Origin of the sequence: Novosphingobium sp. B1 (genome assembly GCF_900176395.1) — a bacterium.
In the GTDB taxonomy this organism is placed as follows: Bacteria; Pseudomonadota; Alphaproteobacteria; order Sphingomonadales; family Sphingomonadaceae; genus Novosphingobium.
Map to the genome: position 1 here is coordinate 1 of NZ_FWXL01000030.1, position 21518 is coordinate 21518.

The window sequence follows — 21518 nt, forward strand, 5'->3', positions numbered from 1 at the left end:
CTGCGGAGCGATGCCGATTGGCGCCATCGGATATCCAGCAGGTTTGGGCATCACACAATCTCCGCAGAAGCTGAACCGGTGTAGGCGGCGCGGATCTCCACCGCGTCGTCACCAAAGAATGGAAAGTCAATCTGGTTGACGGCGCTGGCCAGCGTGGTGCTGTAGACCGCTGTCGTCACAGTCTCGGCGCGGTTGCGGGCGTCTATGGTGACGGTGCCGGTGCCGTTGAGCAGGAGGCGCGGAAGGCCGGTTACAGGCCTCCAAGCACCAGCGGACAGAGCGCCGGGTAGAAAGGTGCGTGCTGTTGTCGCTGATGCCAGCGCGGTGTTTGCTGTGCCTTGTGCCGCCGCAGCAGCGCCGACCGCATCATCGGCCGTATCCTGCGCATTGGCAGCAGCACCAGAGGCCGCCGCTGCCGCAGCCCGCGCCGTGGGATCACCGCCCGCATCGTCGATGGCCTCAGCCGTGAGCGGATAAGGCGCACCAAATACCGCAGCGATCGCCCCGGTCTGCCCCCGCGCCGCCATCAGCATCACGGTGCGATCCGGACCGCGCCATGCCAGTTCGCCCAGACGTTCGGGCTGACGCCACATCAGCACCGCAGCGGTCATGGCGTCACCGTTTCCGAGAGCCGGATCAGGGCGTATTCGGTAACTTCGGTGACGGTGCCAGAAACGGAGATCATGGCATCGACGACATACACGCCAGGCTTCCAGTCGGCGGTGACTGAAGCCGCAACCTCGGCCTTCCAGTACGCCGGCTCAGATCCTGCAGCCGCGACATACGTGATCGCAGGCGTCGCCTTTGTTGCCGCACTCTTCGGCGGCGGCTTGCTGCTGTCCGCCTCCTTGATCTTCATCGCGACAGTTGCACCGGTATAGGCGCCATCGACATCGACCAGATCGATGCGGATCGGTTCGCCTCGGTTGAAGGTGAAGGGGGTGCTCATCGTGCTACCTCATTCGGATCAATCGCGACCTGGGCCGAAACCCAAGTGATCAGTTCGTCGAGCTGGGTGGCGGCAACGCTGCATTCGTACCGCTCGGCGAGAGATAGTCCGTCCGCGCCGGCCGTTTCATCAGCACCGAAGGCGGGCTCGGGAAGGCTGGGCATTGGCTGACCACCGCCCTGACTTCCAACGGCTTTTCCATCTTGCCCCCGCAGGCTGTCATAGCGAGCGCGCAGAGCAGCAAGGCGCTCGTTCGCTTGTACTTCCCGGTCATGGTTGATCCTTTCCTGTGCGGCCTTCACACGCGCTAGGCGCAGCTTCTCGTTACGCAGAGCATCGGCCATGGCCTGCGAGAATGCGGCCTTCGTCCTTCGGTGGTTGGCGACGTTCTCGCTGTTCAGAAACGTCATCCGCTCAAGCCGCGCGATCAGGCCGCCGCCGATGACGGGCAGGCCATGGATCTGGATCAGCAGAGCGACGACGACGCCAAGCAGGGCGAGTGTTGCTGTGCGCCACCAGTTCGAGAAGAAGAGCGGGATCATTCTAACCCGTCCATCAGATGCCGGATCATGGCCTCAGCCTGCGACGCGGTCAGCAGGTTGGTGCCAGTAGGGCCATCGCGATGGTGATCGTAAGTGCAGCCCGGATTGACGTGCGGTTCGAACCGGATCCCTGCATCAGGGTGGAAGTCAGGCGGCAGCTTCCAGCAAAGGAAGCGGTTCACCATCTGCTTGATCTGTTCGTCGGTCATTCGTCTTCCTCCGGCAGGCAAGGCGGTGTCCCCTGCTTGACCAGGCGCGAGCCGGTGGCCGTGGTGAACACGAAAACCCCGATCAGGATCGAGGCAACAGGCCGGTATGCCTCAGGGACCATCTCGACCAGCTTCTGTAGCTCGCTGGGATAGGCCGCGAAGTATCCGGCGACGATGCCCGCGATCGCAGCGAGGCGAACGCTCCACAGCTTCCAGACCTTTTCGGCCCAATCCTCGATCAGGTTCATGCGGGCATTCCTTCCTTGATCCATGCTGCGACATCGAACGACGGGCAGGCCTTCTGCACCTTGGGCCAATCACGGTGGCCACGGATCACGATGCCGGGATAGCGCTCCTGATAGGTGCGGATCAGGGTGCGCAGCGTCGCCTTCTGGGCAGGCGTGCGGGTATCCTTCGGCTTCATCTTGGCGTCGACACCGCCGACGTAGCAGATACCGATGTTGCCGGTGTTGTTGCCCCCGACATGCGCACCGCGCTGATTGTCCTGCAGCGTCCGATGCATGGAACCATCGAGTTCGATCACCCAGTGATAGGAGGTCTGGCCGAACTTATCCTTGTCCCACTGCGTGATGGTTGCAGCCTTCACGTCGCGGCCTTCTGGTGTCGCGGCGCAGTGGATGGTCAGGTATTTGATGGGGGTCACTTCCCACCTCCCTCAAGTTTTGCAGCCATGATCGCGAGGTCGTTGGGCATGGTCGGATCGAGCGGAAATGCTGCCCGCATGCCCGGCGTCGTCAGCCCAATCAGCGCCTCAAGCCGTGCGGCCTTGGCCTCGCTCTCTGCGTGCTTGCTCTGGCAATCCGCCAGTTCCTTTTCGACGGTCTGGACGCGCTTGGTCAGCTCGTCGACGCGCTTTTCGAGCCGCTCCAACAGGCGTTCGGTCCCTGCATCCAGAGCCGCCGCACGCTTATCCATTCTGCCCCCAAAATACTCGAACACCCATTTCAGCGCGAAGAAGCCGGCACCGCCGCTGACGCCGACGCCGGTTGCAGAGGCGGCGACTTCGAGGAGGCTACTGCTGTCAGTCATCAGATCATCGCCGCGATGTCGGCAGCGATGGCCGTGGCGAACTGCACCCGCGCCTCAAGCTTGGGGTGCGTGATGTCTGCCCTTGTTCCGGTCTTCAGCCCGGTGTCGGCGTCGGTATTGGTCACCGTCAGCCCGCTAAATGCCAGCGGTGAGATCTGCGCAAAGGCGCTCGATACGCGCGTGTTCAGGGGCTGGTTGACGCGGTTCACGGCACGCAGGAGACCGCGCATGAATGCCGGCCAAGCGCGGGGGGAAAGTTCCGCCCAATAGTCCGACCAGGCGTAGGCTCCCGGAGTGAAGAGCACCTTGGCCCCGGCGCCGCGAACCGACGTGATGATGCGCGTAATTGCGACATCGACGAAGTCGGTCATCGCGTCGTAGTCGGTCCATTCCGGGTAATCGTTGGTGCCGAGGTCGACGATGACGATGTTGGGCGTGCCACCAATGATCGAGGCGTACTTGGTCAGGTAGCCGGCGTAGTCGAAGATATAGCCGTCGTAGCTGCCCGTGCCCGATCCTGCCGAAAGGAAGGGGTTATAGGCGTACTTGTCCGGGAAGTTGGCCGCTGCGATGTACGTTGCCGGATTGCTGACATAGGCCATGTCGGTGCGATCCTTGCCGACGTAATCAGCAAGGCTGCGGCCCGAACGGCCTTCGTGGTAGATCGTCGCTGAATCCTTGTCGTACCCGAACAGCGTCCCGCGCAAATTGACGGTCGCCCCCTTGGCGGCAAGGATCGCCTTCACAGCGCTCGGCGTATTCGGATCGTCGAACTTGCTGTCGCCGACGAACAGGGCGTTCACCGTCTTGCCGGTCAGATCGGCGTTCACGATCTTGCGAACCGTCAGGTCACGGAACTGCACCTGATTGCGCAGCGGCCATGCGAAATGCCGCGCTATCGTCAGCGTGTCGTTGTTCTGCAGCCGTGCCGGGTCGACTTCCATGCCCTGCGCGCCCGCAAACCCGGCAGGCGCTGCAGTGAAGTTTTCGACGCCCCGGCTGAGCGTGATCGATTCCGCCGCGATCGGCCTGCGATCGATGAAGTTCGTCGGATAGAGCGTGATCTTGCGGTCATCGAACAGCGCGATCTCGCCGGGCAGGTACATCTTGCCGAACTGATCATTGAACAGCCCGGTCGCCATGTCGGAAACCGGGATGACAGCACCGCGCTGGTTGCTGGCCGCAAACTGCAGCCCGCAGATGAACACATCGCGAGCATCGGTGTCGATGTAGGCACGCAGACCGACCATGCTCGACCAAATTGTCGAGCCAAGAAGCGAAGTTGCAACCGAGAAGGTGGTGCCTCCTGCGCCGGGAATGGAGCCATCGGTGGTGTAGAAACTGACCTTGTTCCGGCCGTAGCGACCATCAGCTCCGCCGACGACGAACTCGCCAGATAGACTTACTTGATCGTCATTGAGATAGCGGCGCTCGATGCCATCAAGCTTGCCGTCATGAATCGCAAAAATGTCGACAGCAGTACCGTTGCCTGCCGTCTCATAGACCGTCCACGCACCGTAGAGACGCAGCCGTCCGTAAGCGGAGACACGCTCAGGCCTAGGTTTTTTGATGGCCGTCTCTGCAGTGTCCGGCTTTGGGCGGCTGCCTGACAACCCTATCACCGAGTTGATCACGCCAACGCCTTGGTATGCTGCAACCGCTAAACTGACATTGCCGGTCGTCACGAAGACTGCGACGGCGGCGGCGACCTGCAGGATCGTGCCCAGTGTCTTACCCACAGCGAACCCTCCAAGCAGCGATGACGATTGAAGGGTTGGCAGTAGTGAATGCCATGCCGCGCGGCGCTACTAGCGCCCACCGTCGGCCAGTGAAAATAGCGCCAGCTTCTTGGCCTAAGAGCGTGAGGACCCCTACATCCCCTTCCATGAGATTCTGCGTCCTCGGTAGGCCGACGCCATCCATGCCCCTTGCGAAGATGTCGAGCAGACCGCCGCGAGCCGGAGCGTCATCAACATATCCGCCTCTCCAAGATGCCATTGGGTCTGGCCACCCATTGAGGACGACCCAGTCACATGGGAAAGTGCAGCAGTCGTGGAGCCCGTAGACATGCTTCTTGCGTGCAGCCTCGGCTAGATAGTCGCCAAGCATCAGTTTGGCCCCCATCGACGAGTGGTGCCTGCCGATATTCCGGCGACGTTCGAGAAGGCTGCATCGTCGGGAAAATCAAAGCGCTGGTCGGCGTCGGTGAAGTAGGCAAGTGCAGGGCGCCGGCGTGCGGGATCGCCCGCGACCACACTTAATGTCAGCGAACGGACCCGGTCGCCGTCATTAGACTGGCTGGCGACAGTTAGCCCGCGCGCTAAGCCATCATTGATGCGGCGGATCGCGTCGATCACTGATTCCGCAACCGCAATGACACCAGCAAGCTCACTCGACAGCGTACGCCCGAACGCCTCTGCAGCGGATTCGAGTGAGGCAAATCCGTCCGACCCATCGGTAACGAAGTTGGCAATGGCAGTGCTGAACTGGCCGCCACGATCAAAGGCGCCAATGGTGACGACAGCGGCGTTGTAAACCGAGGTCATGGCCTCGTCGAAGGTGACGGGTAGTTCGCGGAATTCGCTATCGATACCGTCGGTGAACTTGCGGTCCGTCAGCGCGCGAAACAGAACGTCAGAGGTAAGCTTGCCCTCTTCGCCCAGCTGCTTGATGGCGCCAATCGAGACGCCCATGCTTTCGGTAAGGAGGCGGGCGAGGCGAGGGGAGGCCTCAAGGATCGAGTTCAGTTCGTCGCCGCGCAGTGCTCCCGAGGCAAGTGCCTGGCCGAACTGTAACGTAGCCGATGCCGCCGAGTTCGCATCGGCACCGCTGATCTTGAGCGTTTTGGCGAAGGTCTCCGTTGCACGTGCAGCCTCGCTTTGCGTCCCGCCCAGTTCCTTCGTGGCGCGGGCGAAGTTACCATAGAGCGAGGCCGTTTCAGACAGCCCGGAACGCGTATCCGCAGCGATGCGACGGACATCGGTACCGGCCTGCGAGAAGCTGCCGAAACCAGCGGTGGCGAGCCGCAACTGGGCATCGAGGTTCTTTGCCTCGTCGGCAATCGACAGGATTTCGCGGGCGAGGCCAAGGGTCAGGAAACTGGTAGCGAACGAGAGTGCGGCCTTGGATGCGGCACTAAACCGCTTCTCCATGGCACCGAGACCGCTATCAGTGAGTCTGCGGGCCCGCTCGACTCTGCGATTGTACTCGGCAACCTCGGCGCGAAGTTCGAGAATTACGGGATCGACGCTCATCTCTGTTATCCCTCGCGGTGTGCCTTGAAGAAGCGGGAAAGGCTCTCGTCCTTCGTCGGGTCTGGCTTATCGCCGGTGTCGTCCGCGCTCTTCGCCAGCACCGCTTCGATGTAAGTAGACAGCGAGGCCCGTTCCCAGTTCAGCCCGAGTTGCCCGCAGTTGACGACGACAACCCCTTTCTCAAAGGGTTTCAGGCCGCCGCTTCGGCCTTTTTTTTTGAGCCTTCGGGCACTCTGACGCCGTAGATTGCGGCATTCAGGATCTTGAAGGTGAGCGCCAGATCGAGCATCGCCGCTCGTGCCGGGTAGCAATAGACCTTGACCAGTTCCGCGGCTTCCTGCTCCGGCGCGCCTGTACCGATAAGCGCGTTACGGATCAGGGAGTGGCACTGTTTCAACGTTGCCGCGCTGGGTCCGATCAGCACGGTACTGTCATCAACGGCACCGATGCACTCACCGATGTTGTGGAACAGGGCAAAGATCGAGCAATCGGCCTCGCGCTCGAAAGCAATGACACGCGACATCGGGAGCCAGAAGTCGCGGTCCTCGCCTGCAAAATGCGCCGAGGCCTTGGTCTCATCCATTAGGGTGCTGCCGTCCAGGTGAAGTCGCCGTTGCTGGCCAGCGTGATCTCGGCGGAGCTATCGCTATCGGTATTGGCCTGCAGGTTCGCCGCCGTGAGCATGTAGGAACCGGCAAAGGTGCCCATCAGAATGCCGGTGTCGGTACCATCGGCGATATAGAGCTCGACCTTGTAGTTTTTGTTGTTGCCCAGCGCGGTCATGAACTTGGCGATCTGTGTCTTGTCGATCAGACCCGAACCGGTGATGTCCTGCTGCTTGCCGGTGACACGCACCTTGCGGGTCGGAACTGCTCCAGGCTTGGCGCAGTCGCGGACAAAACGGTCATTGGTGTTGGCGGTCGAGTTGACCGACACGTCCTTCACGCCGCAAATGATGGTGAAGACTTCGGTTGCGGCACCGTCGCCCATCTTGATCAGGGCAAAATCGGCTTCGGTTGGATACGACATTGCGGGCTCCTCGCAGATTTGTGCGAGGGGTAAGGGGTGTCAGGCGCCTCGGTTACCGCCGTCAGATTGGCGGTATCTGCTCTAGCAGGCGACCTTTCACCAAGCTAACTGACGGGCAGAAAGGGGAGAATCATGAAAGCTTTGATTTTTGCTGCCGCCTTGCTGGCGGGCAGCGCTGCTGTCGCACAGGATGCCGTCACGACCGAGGTCGCCGCTGCGCCTGTCGCTGGCACAGGCAAAATCGTTGTATATCGCCAGGGCGCGATGATGGGGCTCGGGCTGGGCTGCCCGATCCGTTACAAGGAGAAGGAAGTCGTCGAGCTCGGCCGCAACAAGTATGCCGAACTGGATGTGAAGCCCGGCAAGTATGTCCTGACGAACAAGACCAGCTCGGTCATGATCGACGTCGCAGCTGGCGAGACGGCTTATGTGCGCTGCACGATCAAGCCCGGCATGCTCACCGGTCGCGCTGACCTGCAGTATTCCGACAAGGAAAGCTACGACAAGCAGGCCCACGAGTTCGAGAAAAAGACCCCGAACTTCATTCCGGAGTGATTGGATTATCCCGATCGGCGACAAGAAGGAAACTCGCCCGTCGCCGGTCGGGATCGTCAATGAAGTCGCTCAGCAGCACCTCATTCAACGCATGCGCAACCTCAGCATCGCCGCCATCGATCAGTCGACGCCGCATCGTGTCGAAGTCGTTGGGGCCTAAGACACCATTGCGCTGCAACTGAGCGATCAGCACGGCCAGCAGCGAGCCAAGTTGTTCTTTGGAGAGGTGGTCCACGCATTGAGGCTATCACGCCCTCAATTCGAAAGCACCCGCCAATTCACCTGCGCAAACCAGTGATAATGATCGGGATCGCCGTCCTGTAGGAGCCGGATATCACTGAGCCTGATCCTGACCCTGCCGCCTTCTTCAAGATCGAGCCAGTTGTCGGCAAGACAGGCTTCGATCGCGCCGCCGATGATGCTGGCATGATCCTCGGCAGTCTCGATCATCGCCCCGCTGTTGTAGGTGCGGGGACCGGCAAAGGCATGGATATCCCATGACCCCTCTGCACCCCTGACGGTGGCGACCAAGCCAGACGCGGGCCGCTGAACAGGGACCGTGCCAGTTGCTTGAATTCGCGACCGTAGACCGTGGCGTCATAGCCGGTGCGGGATGCAACACCGTCGGAAACCGATGCTGAGAAGGTGCCGGACTTGAATGATGTCACACCGGCGGGGATGGCAGCGGCGACGACGCCAAGTTCGGCCAGCCCCAAGGCGGACAGCGAGAAGGCTCACGGCGAACCGCTTGGTGCCGACGCGATCGTCGCCACCAAGAAGGCGTATGGCTGGCCGGAGGACAAGACCTTCTACGTGCCCGACGGCGTCGCCAAGCACTTCAACGAGGCGATCGCCTCGCGCGGGCGCCGGCTGCGCGAGGAGTGGGAGGCGACCTTCGCCGGCTATCGTGAGACCTATCCCGGCATGGCGGCCGAGCTGGACGCGATGCGCAAGGGCGCGCTGCCGCCGGGCTGGGAGTCGGGCCTGCCGAGTTTCGACCCGGATCCCAAGGGCGTCGCCTCGCGCGATTCCGCCGGCAAAGTGCTGAATGCGCTTGCCGGCAACGTCCCCTGGCTGGTGGGCGGATCGGCCGACCTGTCGCCATCCACCAAGACCGACCTAAAGAATTTCGGCTCGTTCCAGGCGGACAACCCTGGCGGGCGCACGATTCACTTCGGCGTGCGCGAGCATGCGATGGGCGCGATCGCCAACGGAATGGCGCTGTCCTACCTCAAGCCCTTCACCGCCACCTTCCTCGTCTTCGCCGACTATATGCGCGCGCCGGTCCGGCTTGCGGCGATCATGGAGCTGCCGGTCACCTTTGTCTTTACGCACGATTCGATCGGGGTCGGCGAGGACGGCCCGACCCACCAGCCGATCGAGCATCTGGCAACACTGCGCGCGATGCCCGGGCTCGACACCATCCGCCCGGGAGATGCGAACGAGGCGGCCGAGGCGTGGAAACTTGCCGTCCGCCAGACCCGTCGGCCGAGCGCGCTGATCCTCTCGCGCCAAGCGCTGCCGACGCTCGACCGGAGCCGCTATGCGGCCGCCGCCGGGGTCGCGAGGGGCGCGTACATCCTTGCCAGCGCCGATGATCCGGAGCTCATCCTGATCGGCACCGGGAGCGAGCTGAGCCTTGTGGTCGGCGCCTATGAGAAGCTGGCAGCGGAGGGCGTACGGGCACGCGTCGTGTCGATGCCGAGCTGGTCCCGCTTCGAGGAGCAGGACGACGCCTACAAGCAGTTGGTCCTAACCCCCGGCATAGAGGCGCGCCTGGCGGTGGAGCAGGGCGGCGCAATCGGGTGGGACCGCTATGTCGGCGCTCGCGGCCGAACGATCACGATGTCGACGTTCGGGGCGTCTGCCCCGCTTGCCAAACTCCAGGAGAAGTTCGGCTTCACCGTCGACCATGTGGTCGAGGCAGCGCGCTCAATGATCTTGCAGGAGGCGTGACGATGGCGAGCCGGGTCAGGAAGCTGCACGATTTTGGCCAGGCCCCCTGGCTGGACTTTGTCGACCGCCGTTTCCTCAAGGAAGGTGGGCTGCAAAGGCTCGTCGAGGAAGACGGCGTCACCGGCGTGACCTCAAATCCGTCCATCTTCGAGAAGGCGATCGCGCATGGCGATGCCTACGACGCGCAACTCCTGGCTCTTCTCCAGAGCCGACCCGGCCCGAGCATCACCCAAGCCTATGAGGCGCTCGCGGTTCAGGACATCCAAGACGCGGCCGACACGCTGCAGCCGGTCTATGAGCGGCTGAACCGGACGGACGGCTACGTCAGTCTCGAGGTCTCCCCCTATCTCGCTGAGAGCACCGAGGAGACGGTCGCGGAAGCACAGCGGCTGTGGCGACAGATCGACCGTCCCAACCTGATGATCAAAGTGCCCGGTACCCAGGCGGGTGTCCCTGCCATCCGCCAGCTGATCGAAGATGGCATTAACATCAACGTGACGCTGCTGTTCGACCAGCAGAGCTATGCCGCGGTTGCGATGGCCTTCGTGGAGGGGTTGGAAGCACGGCTCGCCCAAGGCCAGCCGATCGACCGTATCGCAAGCGTGGCGAGCTTCTTCGTCAGTCGGATCGATGCCGCGATCGACAGGAAAATTGCCGAACGCCTGAAAAGCGCTGACGCGGAGGCCGAGGCGCTTACGGGACTGCGCGGACAGGTCGCCATCGCCAACGCCAAGCTCGCCTATCAATGGTATCTCGGCTTGGTAGCTTCGGAACGCTGGCAGGCGCTCGTGGAGCGCAGGGCGATGCCGCAGAGGCTCCTCTGGGCCTCCACCGGCACCAAGGATCCGAGCTACCCCGACACCCTTTACGTAGACAACCTGATCGGGCCTGAAACCGTCAACACGTTGCCGCCCAAGACGATGGACGCCTTCCGTGATCATGGCACGCTCGCGCCGTCCCTGACCGCCGAAGTGGAAAGCGCGCGTCGGATTCTCCGCGAGGTAGACCGTCTCGGGCTCGACTTGCCAGCGGTCGCGGACGAGCTCGTGCGAGACGGCGTGAAGCAGTTCGCCGACGCAGCCGATGCGCTCCTTGGTGCCGTTGCTGCCAAGCGCTCCGCCATTGTCGGAGACGGGCTGAACAGCATGCACGAGGCACTGCCGCGGGAGCTCGACGAGGCGGTAGAGGCGCGGCTCGAGCGAATGCGTCAGGAAAGCTGGTCCAGACGGCTATGGGCAGGCGATGCCACGCTATGGACCGGCGGCGAGGAAGCCAAGTGGCTCGGGTGGCTTGCCGCAGGTAAGGGCGAGCAGATCGACCCCGAAGCATTGAAAGCTCTCGGCGCTCAGGCAGCCCAGTATCGGTCCGCGGTGCTCTTCGGCATGGGCGGGTCGAGCCTCGGCCCGGAGGTCTTGGCCGAGATCGTGGGGCCGCGGAGCGGCAGCCCGATGATCCATGTGCTCGATACCACCGATCCGAAGCAAATCGCCGCAGTGGCGGCGGCGATCGACCCCGAGCACACGCTGTTCATCGTTGCCTCCAAGTCGGGCTCGACGATGGAGCCGGAACTGCTGCGCGCCTATTTCTGGAATCTGGCGGGCCAGGACGGCAGTCGCTTCATCGCCATCACCGACCCGGGATCGCGCCTGGCAAAGATCGCGCACGATCATGGCTACGCGGGCGTCTTCCTGGGCGATCCAACGATTGGCGGCCGCTATTCGGTTCTCAGCGTCTTCGGGATGGTGCCCGCGGCCGTGATGGGCATGGACGTGGCCGAGTTCTTCACCAGGGTTGCGCCGATGGTGCAGAGCTGCGCGCCCGACGCGCCGCCCGCCTTCAATCCTGGCGTGCGGCTCGGTGCGATCCTGGGGGAAGCGGCGAACCGCGGGCGCGACAAGGTGACGGTGCTGACCTCGCCCGCGCTTCGGGCATTCGGAGCGTGGCTCGAACAGCTGTTGGCCGAGTCCACCGGCAAGCAGGGCAGGGGCATCGTTCCCGTCGACCTGGAACCGCCGGTACCGCCGGCGCACTATGGATCGGACCGCCTCTTCGTACTGCTGTCGCTCACGGGCGACGATCACGCCAGGCTCGACGCCCATGCCGATGCGCTCGTTACCGCCGGCCAGCCGGTCGTGCGGATAGCGCTCTCGTCAAAGGAGATGATCGGGCAGGAGTTCTTTCGCTGGGAGATCGCTACCGCGGTAGCCGGCGCGGTGATCGGGATCGACCCTTTCGACCAGCCCGACGTCGAGGATGCCAAGATCAGGACGCGGGTGCTGATCGACGCCTACGAAGCCACCGGCAGCCTGGCGCCCGAGACACCATTTTTCGAGGATGGCAGGGTGGCCTTCTTCAGGCCCGCCGACCGAGGCCACATCGGCGACAACGCGGTCGAAATCCTGCGCATCCATTTAGCACGCCTCGGCCCCGGCGATTATGTAGGGTTCCTTCTCTACGTCGAACGCAACCGGGCGAACGAGGCTCTCGTTGCACGCATGCGCGAACGGGTCGTGAAGGCGCGACACGTCGCCACCGTCGCGGGCTTCGGGCCGCGTTTCCTCCACTCGACTGGTCAGGCGTACAAGGGAGGGCCGCGCTCGGGAGTGTTTCTCGAGATCACCCGCACGCCCGATCCCGACGTCCCGATCCCAGGACGCAAAGCCAGCTTCGGCACGGTCCAGCTCGCCCAAGCGCGAGGCGATCTCGACGTGCTCGCCAGCCGGGGCCAGCGCGTCCTGCGGGTCCACCTCCAAAGCGCCAGTCTGAGCGACCTTGAAGAATTGCTCGACGAAGCACTCCGGAATTGAGCGGGAGCCTGGAAATATGCGGATCGGAATGATCGGCCTCGGCCGCATGGGAGGCAACATCGCCCGTCGGCTTCAACGCTCCGGACATCAGCCAGTGGTCTTCGACCGCAATCCTGACGCGGTGGCGGAACTCGCGCTTGAAGGATTCGAGCCGGCTGACTCGCTTGAGGAAATCAAGAAGAAGCTGGGCACGGAGGCAATCTTCTGGGTCATGCTGCCCGCGGGCGAGCCGACCGAGAAGACGATCCAGATCCTCCGCACGATCGCCGAACCTGGCGACGTCATCATCGATGGCGGCAACAGCTTCTACAAGGACGATATTCGCCGGGCGAAGCTGCTGGCCGACAAGGGCATCCACTATATTGATGTCGGTACCTCGGGAGGCGTGTGGGGCCTCGAGCGCGGCTATTGCATGATGATCGGCGGACCAAAGGAGGCCGTCGACCATCTCGATCCGATCTTCGACGCGCTCGCGCCGGGCATCGGCACCATTCCGCGGACGCCAAACCGGATGGAGCATGAGGGAGAGGATGCGCGCGCGGAGAAGGGCTATATCCACGCCGGACCTGCCGGCGCCGGTCACTTCGTCAAGATGGTGCACAACGGCATCGAATACGGCCTGATGCAGGCATATGCCGAAGGCTTCGACATCTTGAAGTCGAAGCAGTCCAGCAAGCTTCCCGAGGATGAGCGCTACGTTCTCAATCTCACCGACATCGCCGAGGTGTGGCGGCGCGGCTCTGTCATATCCTCCTGGCTTCTGGACCTCACCGCGGCGGCGCTCGCCAAGGATCAGATGCTCTCGCAGTTCTCCGGGCGGGTTGCGGATTCGGGCGAGGGGCGCTGGACCGTCGAGGCGGCCATGGAAGAGGCGGTTCCCGCTGTGGTCCTTACGGCTGCGCTGTTCGCCCGATACCGGAGCCGGGTCGAGCACACCTTCGCCGACCAGGTGCTTTCCGCGATGCGCTTCGGGTTCGGCGGGCATGTCGAGATCCCGCAGTGAATGGAGTGGCCGTGCCGGGGCGCCCGGCGACGATCGTCATCTTCGGCGCGACAGGAGACCTCACCCGCAGGCTGCTGGTTCCGGCGCTGGCCAACCTCTGCTTCGACGGACTCTTGAGCGAAGAGCTCAACGTCATCGGCATAGCCCTTCGGGATGGCGATGATGAAAGCCTGCGCGCGAGCCTCGATGAGTTCGCGCCGCAGACACAGTGCTGGCAACGAGTGCGCCAGCGGACCAGCTATCTCCCCGGCGACTTCACGCTTGAGACTGTCTATGACAGGCTCAAGCAGCGGCTGGGCGAGGGCGACGCGGCATTTTATCTGGCCACGCCGCCGCAGTTCTTCGGAATCATCGTGGACAGGCTCGCCGATGCCGGCCTCACGGAGGAACATGACGGCAGCTTTCGGCGGGTGGTGATCGAGAAGCCCTTTGGTCACGACCTCGAATCCGCACGGGCTCTCAACCAGCGGATCCTGTCGCGAGTGAACGAGAGCCAAGTTTACCGGATCGATCATTTCCTGGGGAAGGAAACCGTCCAGAACATCCTGGTCGCGCGGTTCGGCAACGCCTGGCTGGAGGCGGTATGGAACCACCGCTACGTGGACCACATCCAGATTTCAGCCGCCGAAGCGATCGGCGTCGGCACCCGCGGGGCGTTCTACGACACAACCGGTGCGCTCCGGGACATGGTTCCCAACCACCTGATGCAGCTTCTGTCGATGATCGCAATGGAGCCGCCAAACAGTTTCGATGCCGAGGTCATCCGCGACGAAAAGGCAAAGCTGCTTCGGGCCGTCCGCCGCTTCACCCCGGATGAGGCGCGAAGCGACGCGGTGCGGGGCAGGTACGCAGCCGGCCAGGTCAACGGCCAGATGATCCCCGCCTATCGCGAGACGCCGCGCGTGGATCCGAACACCACCACGGAAACTTATGTGGCGCTCAAGCTCATGGTCGACACCTGGCGCTGGACCGGCGTGCCCTTCTATCTGCGCACGGGGAAGGCGCTCGCCGCACGGGACACCGAGATCGTGGTGACCTTCAACCCGGTGCCCTATGCGACGTTTCGGGAGGCCCCGGTCGCTCATCTCCCGGCCAATCAGCTCGTGTTCCAGATCCAGCCGCACGAAGGGATCGACCTTGATTTCCTCGTCAAACGGCCGGGTCCGCAAGTGGAGGCGGTCTCCGTAGCGCTCGATTTTGCTTATGCAGAGAAGTTCGCCGTCGCGCACCGGACAGGGTACGAAACCCTCCTGTATGACATGATGATGGGCGATCAGACGCTCTTCCAGCGTGCCGACCAGATCGAGGCGGGATGGGCCGTCGTGCAGCCGATCCTGGACGCCTGGGCTCGTGGCGAGGGGGTGCTGGAGGAATATACGCCAGGCACTTCCGGACCTCGCGCCGCCGACGCACTGATCGCCCGCGATGGCCGGCAATGGCACGCATTGGGTCGATAAGTGGAGCCGGACGAACTCCGGTCAGAAAAGGAGGCAGGACAAGGCCGGCACCTTTTTCGCGAGGGGTTCGGATCGCCCCAAGCAGCGCTGACGCTCGATCGGCCACCGCGCCGGGCTCCACGCGACAGGCGGGCTCCGAGTGGCATTTCAGAAGTCGCCCTACCGCTCGGACAGATAATAGCGGTCCATTGCTGTGAGATCGTGCGCGAGCTCATACACGATCGGCTCCCCTGTCGGGATTTCGATCGTGGGGATCTCATCGTCGGGGATGCCAGACAGATGCTTCACCACCGCGCGCAGCGAATTGCCGTGCGCCGAGATCACGACTCGCCTGCCGGCCTTGAGCTGCGGCGCGATCCTTGCCTCCCAATAGGGCAGCACGCGCCCTATTGTGTCCTTCAGGCTCTCGGCGTTCGGAATCGCGATGCCGGCGTAGCGCCGATCGCCGCTGAGATCATAGGGCCCCCCGGGCTGCTGCTGCGGCGGCGGGATGTCGAACGATCGGCGCCAGATCATCACTTGCTCCGCTCCGTGCCTGGCTGCGGTCGCTGCCTTGTCGAGGCCGGTGAGCCCGCCATAATGGCGCTCGTTCAGACGCCAGTCCTTTTCGACGGGCAACCACAACCGCCCCATCGCCTCGAGCGCAAGGTTGAGCGTCTTGATCGCACGCGTCTGGAGGCTCGTGAAGCAGAAGTCGAAGTCCAGCCCCTTCGCCGCCATCAGCTCGCCGGCCGCTTTCGCCTCAATCTCGCCCTGCCGCGTCAGATCCACGTCCCACCAGCCCGTGAAGCGGTTCTCGAGGTTCCAGACCGACTGGCCGTGGCGGATCAGCACGAGCGTGGGCAAGGGGTTCTCCAAAGGGCATTACGAGCTGAATGGACGTCTCTCCGCTCCGCGATCCCGCGTCCCGCAGGTTTCACACGCCGTGCCCGAGGCTTGCGATCATCGCGGCCAGCTCAGACCCCTCCGGGATTTCCTCACGGCCCGCGGCCCGCGGCCCGCGCGATCAGGCGGCTCACGAAATCGAGCTTGAGCATGACGCCGGGACTGAGACGAAAGGGATAGAGATCCGGTTGCCCCATTGCCCGGTTTACCGCGTTGAGCGCGAAGGAAATCGGTATCCAGCGCTCAACGAGCGTCGCCGTTGCAACACGATACGCATCGATGTTCGGGTGCGGTGCGCGATTGCCTTCCAGCCCCACACCGAAGTCCGCCATCGCTCCGAGCGTGTCGACGATGTGCAGGTAATGAGCGAACGTCTCGGCGAAATCTTCCCAGGGATGCGCAGTTGCATACGCGCTGACATGGTCATCAGCCCAGCCGAGTGCCGGACGGCCGGCATAGTAGCGCTGGACCGCTGCAGCATAATCGATGCGCTCGTCACCGAACAGTGCGCGAAAGGGATCGTGCATGTCGGTCCCAGCGATGAGCCGGTACCAATAGTAGTGGCCGATCTCGTGTCGGAAATGGCCTAGAAGGGTGCGGTAGGGCTCGCCCATTTGCTGGCGTATCCGCTCCCGCGCCACGTCGTCCGCCTCGATCACGTTCAGCGTGATGACACCCCCGGCATGGCCGGTGAGAAGCTGTGGGACATAGCCGCTCTTGGCGGCGGCATCGTACAAGAAATCGAAGGCGAGCCCGTCGCTGCGCTCTGCCTTGGTCTCGAGGGGCAGGCCGAGCTTGATCGCACCGCGGATCATGCGCCGCTTGGCCTCTTCGATCCGCCGCCAGCGTTGAAGGACGCCGCGCACCGCGAGATCGGGGATCATGCGATTGTGCCGGCAGGCGCGGCACATTGCTCGGGTCGGACCGAGGGCTTCAGCGCCCATCTCATCTGCCAGCCAGTTGCACGCGCCGTAACGAACATTGGCGCAAGGCTTTGCCGCGGCGGGTGATCCCTCTGCATCGTGCCACTCGCGCGACCTGGGGTCGAGATGACGAAAGGCATCTATGCGCCAGTCATAGCCAACTGCGTGTGCGCAGCTCGGGCAGGCGCCTTCCTCCAAGTGAAGCTGGTGCCGGCAGTTGGGGCAGGGGAAGGCCAAGCGTTGGATCCCTGTTACCTGCGCGACGGCAAGCCTTGTTCAGGTGTCCGCATGGGAAGTCTCGATCGGCTCCGCCGTCGCGTTGCCGCAGCACACGGGATGAGGACCCGCAGGCATGCAGCATGTAGGCACGCCGACCGAGATGAAAACCATCTCGTCCCGTGGCCGAGGTCCCGACCCTCGCGGTGCGCCCCGGCTCTCGTAGAGGCCGTACCGCCGGCAATAGGCCTCGGCGGCTTCACGCGAAGGGAAGCCGAGCTCCAGATGGGCGAGGGTGTCGCTTCCTCCCGTCCAGCCGGTGAGCGGATCGACAAACGGGCGCGACCGCGGGCGGAAACGGAGCCGCCATCGACCCTCACGGGCGCGGCCGCCGGACCGACCGGCGAGCGGATCGGGTTCGATGATGGCGAATGCGTCCGTCGGCAGCGCGCTTGCGTAGCGTCGCCACGCCGTATCAAACGGCGAAGACGCGTCGGTCGCGACGTTATCGTTGGCAAACTCCGCAAGGCGCGGAGTCGGCACGGGCGGCGTCGCAATGAACGGTGGAAGAGAATCAGCTCTTGTTGCCATTTTTCCGACTCCGATGCGGGCAGCCGCCGTCGGCGGCTGCCCGACGTTTGATCAGCCCGCATTGACTGGAATGCGGCGCCGACTCTCGATCGCCTCGGCGGACTTCGGCAGAACGATCGTCAGCACGCCCTTCTTGAAGGTTGCGCTGGTCCGATCCTGCTCAACACCGCGCGGGAGGCCGATATGCCGCTCGAACCGACCATAGCTCCGCTCCGAATAGCCGCGTTCCTTGTCCTCGGTCTCCGAACGCTTCTCGCCCCGGATCGACAGGACATTGTCGTCAACGCTGATGTCGACGTCCTTCTCGTCTATGCCGGGCAGCTCGGCGGTGACGCGGATCTCCTTGTCGGTTTCCGACAGTTCGATCGTTGGCCACTCGAGACTCCGCCCCCAGCCACCCAGGGCTGGTACGCCGAAGCCTCTGAAGACATCGTCGAACAGACGGTTCACGTCGCGGTGCAGGGACGCAAGCGGGTGGTGCTGGTCGGACGCCTCTTCGGTCCGAACGGGAGCACGGCTTTCCTGCCGGCCCCAGGGAAGGGGTGACTACACGAAAGTGACGTATCTGCACGGAAAGGGCGAACGGATAGCGAACGTCACGCGGCAAGTAGGGAGTTGACGGCGCGCAGCGGTCGCAAGGCGTCCGGATCGGGTTGATCTTCAACATTCCAGCTATAGTCACCGGTCAGCGAGATATGCTCCCAGCCCAATGGCGCGATGTGGCGTGCGATTTCGTCGGCTGTGCCGATGTCCGCCAGCGCCATTTCGAGATAGCGAGTGTTCCACAAGATGATGGCGGCGACGAGCAGGTTGAGGCCGGAGGCGCGATAGGTCTGGTTCTCGAACCGACGATCGCGCAGTTCGCCGAGCTGGTTGAAGAAGAGCGCGCGGGCGAGCGCGTTGCGGGCTTCGCCTTTGTTGAGGCCCGCCTGGGTGCGCCGGCGCAGGTCGATGTCGCGCAGCCAGTCGAGCATGAAAATGGAGCGTTCGAGGCGGCCCAGCTCGCGTAGTGCGAGGGCCAGTCCGTTCTGTCGCGGATAGGCGGACAAGCGGCGCAGCATTGCCGAAGCAGTGACGGTGCCGGTGCGGATCGACGTGGCGAACCGCAGCAGTTCGTCCCAATGCGCCGCGACATGACCCAATGCGATCGGTTCGGCCGTCATGCCGGCAAGCAAGGGGCCGGATTCTTGGCCGGGAAGGAGGTGTAAACGACGCTCCTTGATGTCGCGCAGGCGCGGCGCGAAGCGGTAGCCGAAGAAGGGCATGAGGCCGAACACATGGTCCGATGCCCCGCCCGTATCGGTGTAGTGCTCCTCGATCGTCAGGCCGGTCTGGTGATACAGCAAGCCATCCAGCACATAGGGCGCTTCGCCAGCGGTCGCCGCGATCACCCGACTTGCGAAGGGGTCATATCGATCCGAGACATGGGTGTAGAAGGCAACGCCTGGTTCGTTGCCGCTGCGCGCGTTGATGTCGCCGATCGCGGCCCCACGGCCCCCGGCATGAAATTGCTGTCCGTCGCTCGACGAAGTGGTGCCGTCTCCCCACAGCGCGGCGAGCGGCATGGCGCGATGGGCGTCGATCAGCCTTCCCAACGCTTCGCCATAGGCGGCTTCGCTGATGTGCCAGTCGTGAAGATGGGCGAGCTGACGCAGACTTGCGCCCCGGCAGGTTTCCGCCATGCGTGTGAGGCCGAGATTGATGCCATCGGCGAGGATGACCGTGAGCAGCGCATTGCGATCGTCGGCTTCCCGGCCCGAACGACGATGGATGAAGCATTCGCTGAACCCGGTCCAGGCATCGACCTCCAGCAGAAGATCGGTGATCTTCACGCGCGGCAGTCGATCATAGGCGGCGCGACGGGCAATCTCGGTGGCGGGCGGTGTTGCCGCCTTCAGCGGCGAGATGATGAGACCGTTTTCGTCAAGCTTAACCTGGGGCAGCTCCCCTTGCCGTGCAAGGACCGTTACCTGCTCGATCGCCGTGTCGAGCCTGGTGCGCCGTTCCTCGATATGGCGCTCGAAATCCGTTTCGATGGCGAGCGGCAACGGCCCCTTCTCGCGCAGCGCCGCAAAGGTCGCCGGCGGTATGAGATAGCTGTCGAAATCGCGAAACTGCCGGCTTCCCGCGACCCATATATCCCCGGCTCGCAACCGCTCGCGTAGTTGCGACAAGGCGCATAGTTCATAAGCGGCACGATCAACGATGCCATCCCGCAGGACGAACGGGCGCCATGCGGGCGGCACAAAGCGTAGCGGCACGCGATCAGGCAAGCGCCGTTTGCCGGTCCGATATAGCTCCGCGATGATGGCCAGCGCTGACAGGAGCCCCTGAACCGCGCCGGCGCCGCGAAACTCGAAGACGTTGAGAAAAGCGCCGACAAAGAGCTTCACCGTCCGATGCCGCTCGATCAATTCGGCGGTGCGATCGACGGTTTCCGGTCGCCCGAGCACTTCGGCCTGCTCGACGGCCACGGCGAAGTGCTGCCAGTCCAGCGCCTCGATCTGCGCCAGAGAATCCACGCCCTTGCTGCGCGCGTCGATGAGGAGGCGGCAAGACCCCGTGAGCGTCCGGAGGTGGCCTTGCAACTCGCGCACCGTCTTGAGGGCTTTGTCGCGGGTCCGGTTCTCGGCGCGGCGCGCCATGCTGCCCAACAGCTTGTCGAACATCGTCAGGGTGGCGTCGGTCAGGCTTTCCTCAAGCCGGATGCCGGTTGCCGCCAGCGTCGCATGGCGGCGCAGGGCATTGAGTTCGCCAAGGTGCTGGGGTGTGATGCGGCTGCCTTCGTCCGCCAGCCTGTCAAAAGTCAAAGCCGGGATCATGTCGGCACGGGCGCGATCGAGGCCCAGCGCGCGGATATAGGCGAGCCGTTCGATCAGGCGCAGGATGTTGCGCGCTGCCGGCGATTGTGGCGCATTGCGCATCCAGGATAGCCATGTCGCGACCTGCCCCGGTCGTCGGGCCAGCAAATCGTCCAGGCCCTGAAGGGTGTCAGGCAGCAGGCCATTCGTGAGCACTTCATAGGTAAGCTGTTCGGCTTGCTGGCGCGCCCGCCGCAGCACCGCTTCGAGAATCGACGGAGAAGGCAGGAGGATCTGCAGGCGCCGGAGTTCATCGACGATGACGTCTGCCATCTGGCCGGGGTGTATGATGGTCTGCGCGATTGGGACCGAGAAGGCGACAACTTCACGGAAAGCGTTGCGGTCAAAAATCCTGAACCCGTGCGATCGTCGGATTTCGACGAGATGCTCGCGACGGGTCTGGTCCCGATGGGCATAATCCGCGAAGGCTGCCGGCGCGACGCCGAGTTGCTGCGCCACATAGGCGAGCACAGGAGCGGGCGGGACTTCGCCCGCTTCCAGCGCACGGCCAGGCCATCTCATATATAGCATGAGCATCGCATAGCCGAGCCGGGTGGCATCGCCGCGACGGCGGCCGACAATTTCCAGGTCGTCGCTGGTCAGCGTATAATGACGCGCGATCTCGCGCTCATCGAGCGGCGCGCCATAATGCCTCGCCCAGATTTCCAGGCTCACCAGTCGCCGTCTCGCCAAGCATCATCTCCTTCGCTTTGCGTGTCCGTCAGACGGTCCTCTGGCGGCCAACAGGAATATGTCCGTTAACTCTGGACCTGTAACGGCGATTCGGACAAGATCGCATAATGACGGGAAAACGGACAGGATCGGGCATCATGTGGCGCTGATCGGCTATGCGCGCGTCTCGACCGCAGACCAGAAGCTGTCGCTCCAGCTTGACGCGCTGAACACTGCCGGGTGCGACCGTATATTCGACGATCACGCATCCGGGGCAAAAGCCGATCGGCCTGGCCTAACCGAAGCGCTCGCCTATTTGCGCCCCGGCGACACGCTGGTGGTCTGGAAACTCGACCGCCTCGGCCGCTCGATGAGCCACCTGATCGAGAAGGTCGGCGAGCTTGCGGCGCGCGGCATCGGGTTCCGCTCACTCACCGAGAATATCGACACCACCACTTCGGGCGGCATGCTGGTGTTCAACATCTTCGGCTCGCTGGCCCAATTCGAGCGTGACCTGATCCGTGAACGCACTCATGCCGGCCTCAAGGCCGCACGCGAG

General features: G+C 63.5%; 25 protein-coding genes. 6 read left to right on the top strand and 19 right to left on the bottom strand.

Annotated elements, in window-relative coordinates; translation table 11 throughout:
* Positions 1–50: 50 nt before the first annotated feature.
* The 11 genes from B9A23_RS20670 to B9A23_RS20725 all read right to left on the bottom strand — a co-directional run bounded on the left by B9A23_RS20670 (position 51) and on the right by B9A23_RS20725 (position 7033).
* Positions 51–611: a hypothetical protein gene (locus B9A23_RS20670; protein WP_084281209.1), complete on the bottom strand. Its 561-nt coding sequence runs from the start codon at positions 609–611 to the stop codon at positions 51–53.
* Positions 608–949: a hypothetical protein gene (locus B9A23_RS20675; RefSeq protein WP_084281210.1), complete on the bottom strand. Its 342-nt coding sequence runs from the start codon at positions 947–949 to the stop codon at positions 608–610. The genes B9A23_RS20670 and B9A23_RS20675 overlap by 4 nt, the downstream gene beginning before the upstream one ends.
* Positions 946–1491: a hypothetical protein gene (locus tag B9A23_RS20680; protein ID WP_084281212.1), complete on the bottom strand. Its 546-nt coding sequence runs from the start codon at positions 1489–1491 to the stop codon at positions 946–948. The genes B9A23_RS20675 and B9A23_RS20680 overlap by 4 nt, the downstream gene beginning before the upstream one ends.
* On the bottom strand, positions 1488–1700 hold the full coding sequence (locus B9A23_RS20685; protein ID WP_084281213.1) for a hypothetical protein: 213 nt from the start codon (positions 1698–1700) through the stop codon (positions 1488–1490). Before B9A23_RS20685 ends, B9A23_RS20680 begins: the two co-directional genes overlap by 4 nt.
* The gene (locus B9A23_RS20690) at positions 1697–1948 is read right to left on the bottom strand and encodes a DUF7940 domain-containing protein (protein ID WP_084281215.1); all 252 of its coding nucleotides are present in this window, start codon (positions 1946–1948) and stop codon (positions 1697–1699) included. Before B9A23_RS20690 ends, B9A23_RS20685 begins: the two co-directional genes overlap by 4 nt.
* Positions 1945–2364, bottom strand: a complete 420-nt coding sequence (locus B9A23_RS20695; RefSeq protein ID WP_084281216.1) for an N-acetylmuramoyl-L-alanine amidase — start codon at positions 2362–2364, stop codon at positions 1945–1947. The genes B9A23_RS20690 and B9A23_RS20695 overlap by 4 nt, the downstream gene beginning before the upstream one ends.
* Positions 2361–2750 (bottom strand): prefoldin domain-containing protein, encoded by a 390-nt coding sequence (locus B9A23_RS20700; protein ID WP_084281218.1) that lies wholly within the window; start codon positions 2748–2750, stop codon positions 2361–2363. The genes B9A23_RS20695 and B9A23_RS20700 overlap by 4 nt, the downstream gene beginning before the upstream one ends.
* A complete protein-coding gene (locus B9A23_RS20705; RefSeq protein ID WP_084281219.1) occupies positions 2750–4489 on the bottom strand; it encodes a hypothetical protein in 1740 nt (579 codons plus the stop codon). The genes B9A23_RS20700 and B9A23_RS20705 overlap by 1 nt, the downstream gene beginning before the upstream one ends.
* Before the next feature lie 369 nt (positions 4490–4858).
* Positions 4859–6004, bottom strand: coding sequence for a tape measure protein (locus tag B9A23_RS20715; protein ID WP_084281222.1), 1146 nt, complete (start codon positions 6002–6004; stop codon positions 4859–4861).
* A 190-nt stretch (positions 6005–6194) separates the two neighbouring features.
* Positions 6195–6587: a GTA-gp10 family protein gene (locus B9A23_RS20720; protein WP_084281223.1), complete on the bottom strand. Its 393-nt coding sequence runs from the start codon at positions 6585–6587 to the stop codon at positions 6195–6197.
* A complete protein-coding gene (locus B9A23_RS20725) occupies positions 6587–7033 on the bottom strand; it encodes a phage tail tube protein (RefSeq protein WP_084281225.1) in 447 nt (148 codons plus the stop codon). Before B9A23_RS20725 ends, B9A23_RS20720 begins: the two co-directional genes overlap by 1 nt.
* A gap of 132 nt (positions 7034–7165) precedes the next feature.
* On the opposite strand from B9A23_RS20725, the gene B9A23_RS20730 reads away from it, so the two are divergent.
* Entirely contained in the window at positions 7166–7588 is a 423-nt protein-coding gene (locus B9A23_RS20730) for a DUF2846 domain-containing protein (protein WP_084281227.1), read from the top strand.
* On the opposite strand, the gene B9A23_RS20735 is transcribed toward B9A23_RS20730, so the two are convergent.
* Genes B9A23_RS20735 through B9A23_RS23580 form a run of 3 tightly spaced genes read right to left on the bottom strand, consistent with a single transcriptional unit; the run spans position 7575 to position 8256 of the window.
* On the bottom strand, positions 7575–7823 hold the full coding sequence (locus B9A23_RS20735; RefSeq protein WP_084281229.1) for a hypothetical protein: 249 nt from the start codon (positions 7821–7823) through the stop codon (positions 7575–7577). The genes B9A23_RS20730 and B9A23_RS20735 overlap by 14 nt on opposite strands.
* Before the next feature lie 20 nt (positions 7824–7843).
* The gene (locus B9A23_RS20740) at positions 7844–8119 is read right to left on the bottom strand and encodes a tail completion protein gp17 (RefSeq protein ID WP_176218110.1); all 276 of its coding nucleotides are present in this window, start codon (positions 8117–8119) and stop codon (positions 7844–7846) included.
* Positions 8035–8256: a DUF4054 domain-containing protein gene (locus B9A23_RS23580; RefSeq protein ID WP_368655950.1), complete on the bottom strand. Its 222-nt coding sequence runs from the start codon at positions 8254–8256 to the stop codon at positions 8035–8037. Before B9A23_RS23580 ends, B9A23_RS20740 begins: the two co-directional genes overlap by 85 nt.
* Here B9A23_RS23580 and B9A23_RS20750 point away from each other — a divergent pair.
* From B9A23_RS20750 to zwf, 4 genes are read left to right on the top strand one after another with little or no spacing between them, the layout of a single operon-like run.
* On the top strand, positions 8234–9544 hold the full coding sequence (locus B9A23_RS20750) for a transketolase-like TK C-terminal-containing protein (protein ID WP_254895226.1): 1311 nt from the start codon (positions 8234–8236) through the stop codon (positions 9542–9544). The two genes, B9A23_RS23580 and B9A23_RS20750, sit on opposite strands and share 23 nt — an antisense overlap.
* Before the next feature lie 2 nt (positions 9545–9546).
* Positions 9547–12351: a bifunctional transaldolase/phosoglucose isomerase gene (locus tag B9A23_RS20755; protein ID WP_084281234.1), complete on the top strand. Its 2805-nt coding sequence runs from the start codon at positions 9547–9549 to the stop codon at positions 12349–12351.
* A gap of 16 nt (positions 12352–12367) precedes the next feature.
* Positions 12368–13354, top strand: coding sequence for a phosphogluconate dehydrogenase (NAD(+)-dependent, decarboxylating) (gene gnd / locus B9A23_RS20760; protein ID WP_084281236.1), 987 nt, complete (start codon positions 12368–12370; stop codon positions 13352–13354).
* A gap of 11 nt (positions 13355–13365) precedes the next feature.
* Positions 13366–14811, top strand: coding sequence for a glucose-6-phosphate dehydrogenase (gene zwf / locus B9A23_RS20765; RefSeq protein WP_217806650.1), 1446 nt, complete (start codon positions 13366–13368; stop codon positions 14809–14811).
* 159 nt (positions 14812–14970) lie between these two features.
* Here zwf and gpmA read toward each other — a convergent pair whose 3' ends face one another.
* From gpmA to B9A23_RS20790, 5 genes are all read right to left on the bottom strand, one after another.
* Positions 14971–15657: a 2,3-diphosphoglycerate-dependent phosphoglycerate mutase gene (gpmA, locus tag B9A23_RS20770; RefSeq protein ID WP_084281246.1), complete on the bottom strand. Its 687-nt coding sequence runs from the start codon at positions 15655–15657 to the stop codon at positions 14971–14973.
* Positions 15658–15788: 131 nt separating this feature from the next.
* Entirely contained in the window at positions 15789–16856 is a 1068-nt protein-coding gene (locus B9A23_RS20775; protein WP_084281239.1) for a zinc-binding metallopeptidase family protein, read from the bottom strand.
* A gap of 39 nt (positions 16857–16895) precedes the next feature.
* Positions 16896–17426, bottom strand: a complete 531-nt coding sequence (locus B9A23_RS20780) for an NADH dehydrogenase ubiquinone Fe-S protein 4 (RefSeq protein WP_084281240.1) — start codon at positions 17424–17426, stop codon at positions 16896–16898.
* A 51-nt stretch (positions 17427–17477) separates the two neighbouring features.
* Positions 17478–17876 carry an Hsp20/alpha crystallin family protein gene (locus B9A23_RS20785; RefSeq protein WP_368655951.1) on the bottom strand — a complete coding sequence of 133 codons (399 nt, stop codon included), beginning with the start codon at positions 17874–17876 and terminating at the stop codon, positions 17478–17480.
* A gap of 146 nt (positions 17877–18022) precedes the next feature.
* Positions 18023–20980 carry a Tn3 family transposase gene (locus B9A23_RS20790; RefSeq protein ID WP_084281243.1) on the bottom strand — a complete coding sequence of 986 codons (2958 nt, stop codon included), beginning with the start codon at positions 20978–20980 and terminating at the stop codon, positions 18023–18025.
* Positions 20981–21119: 139 nt separating this feature from the next.
* Between B9A23_RS20790 and B9A23_RS20795 the strand changes: the two genes are divergently transcribed.
* Positions 21120–21518, top strand: a 399-nt coding sequence (locus B9A23_RS20795; RefSeq protein WP_084281244.1) for a recombinase family protein, incomplete at its 3' end; no start/stop codon positions are given.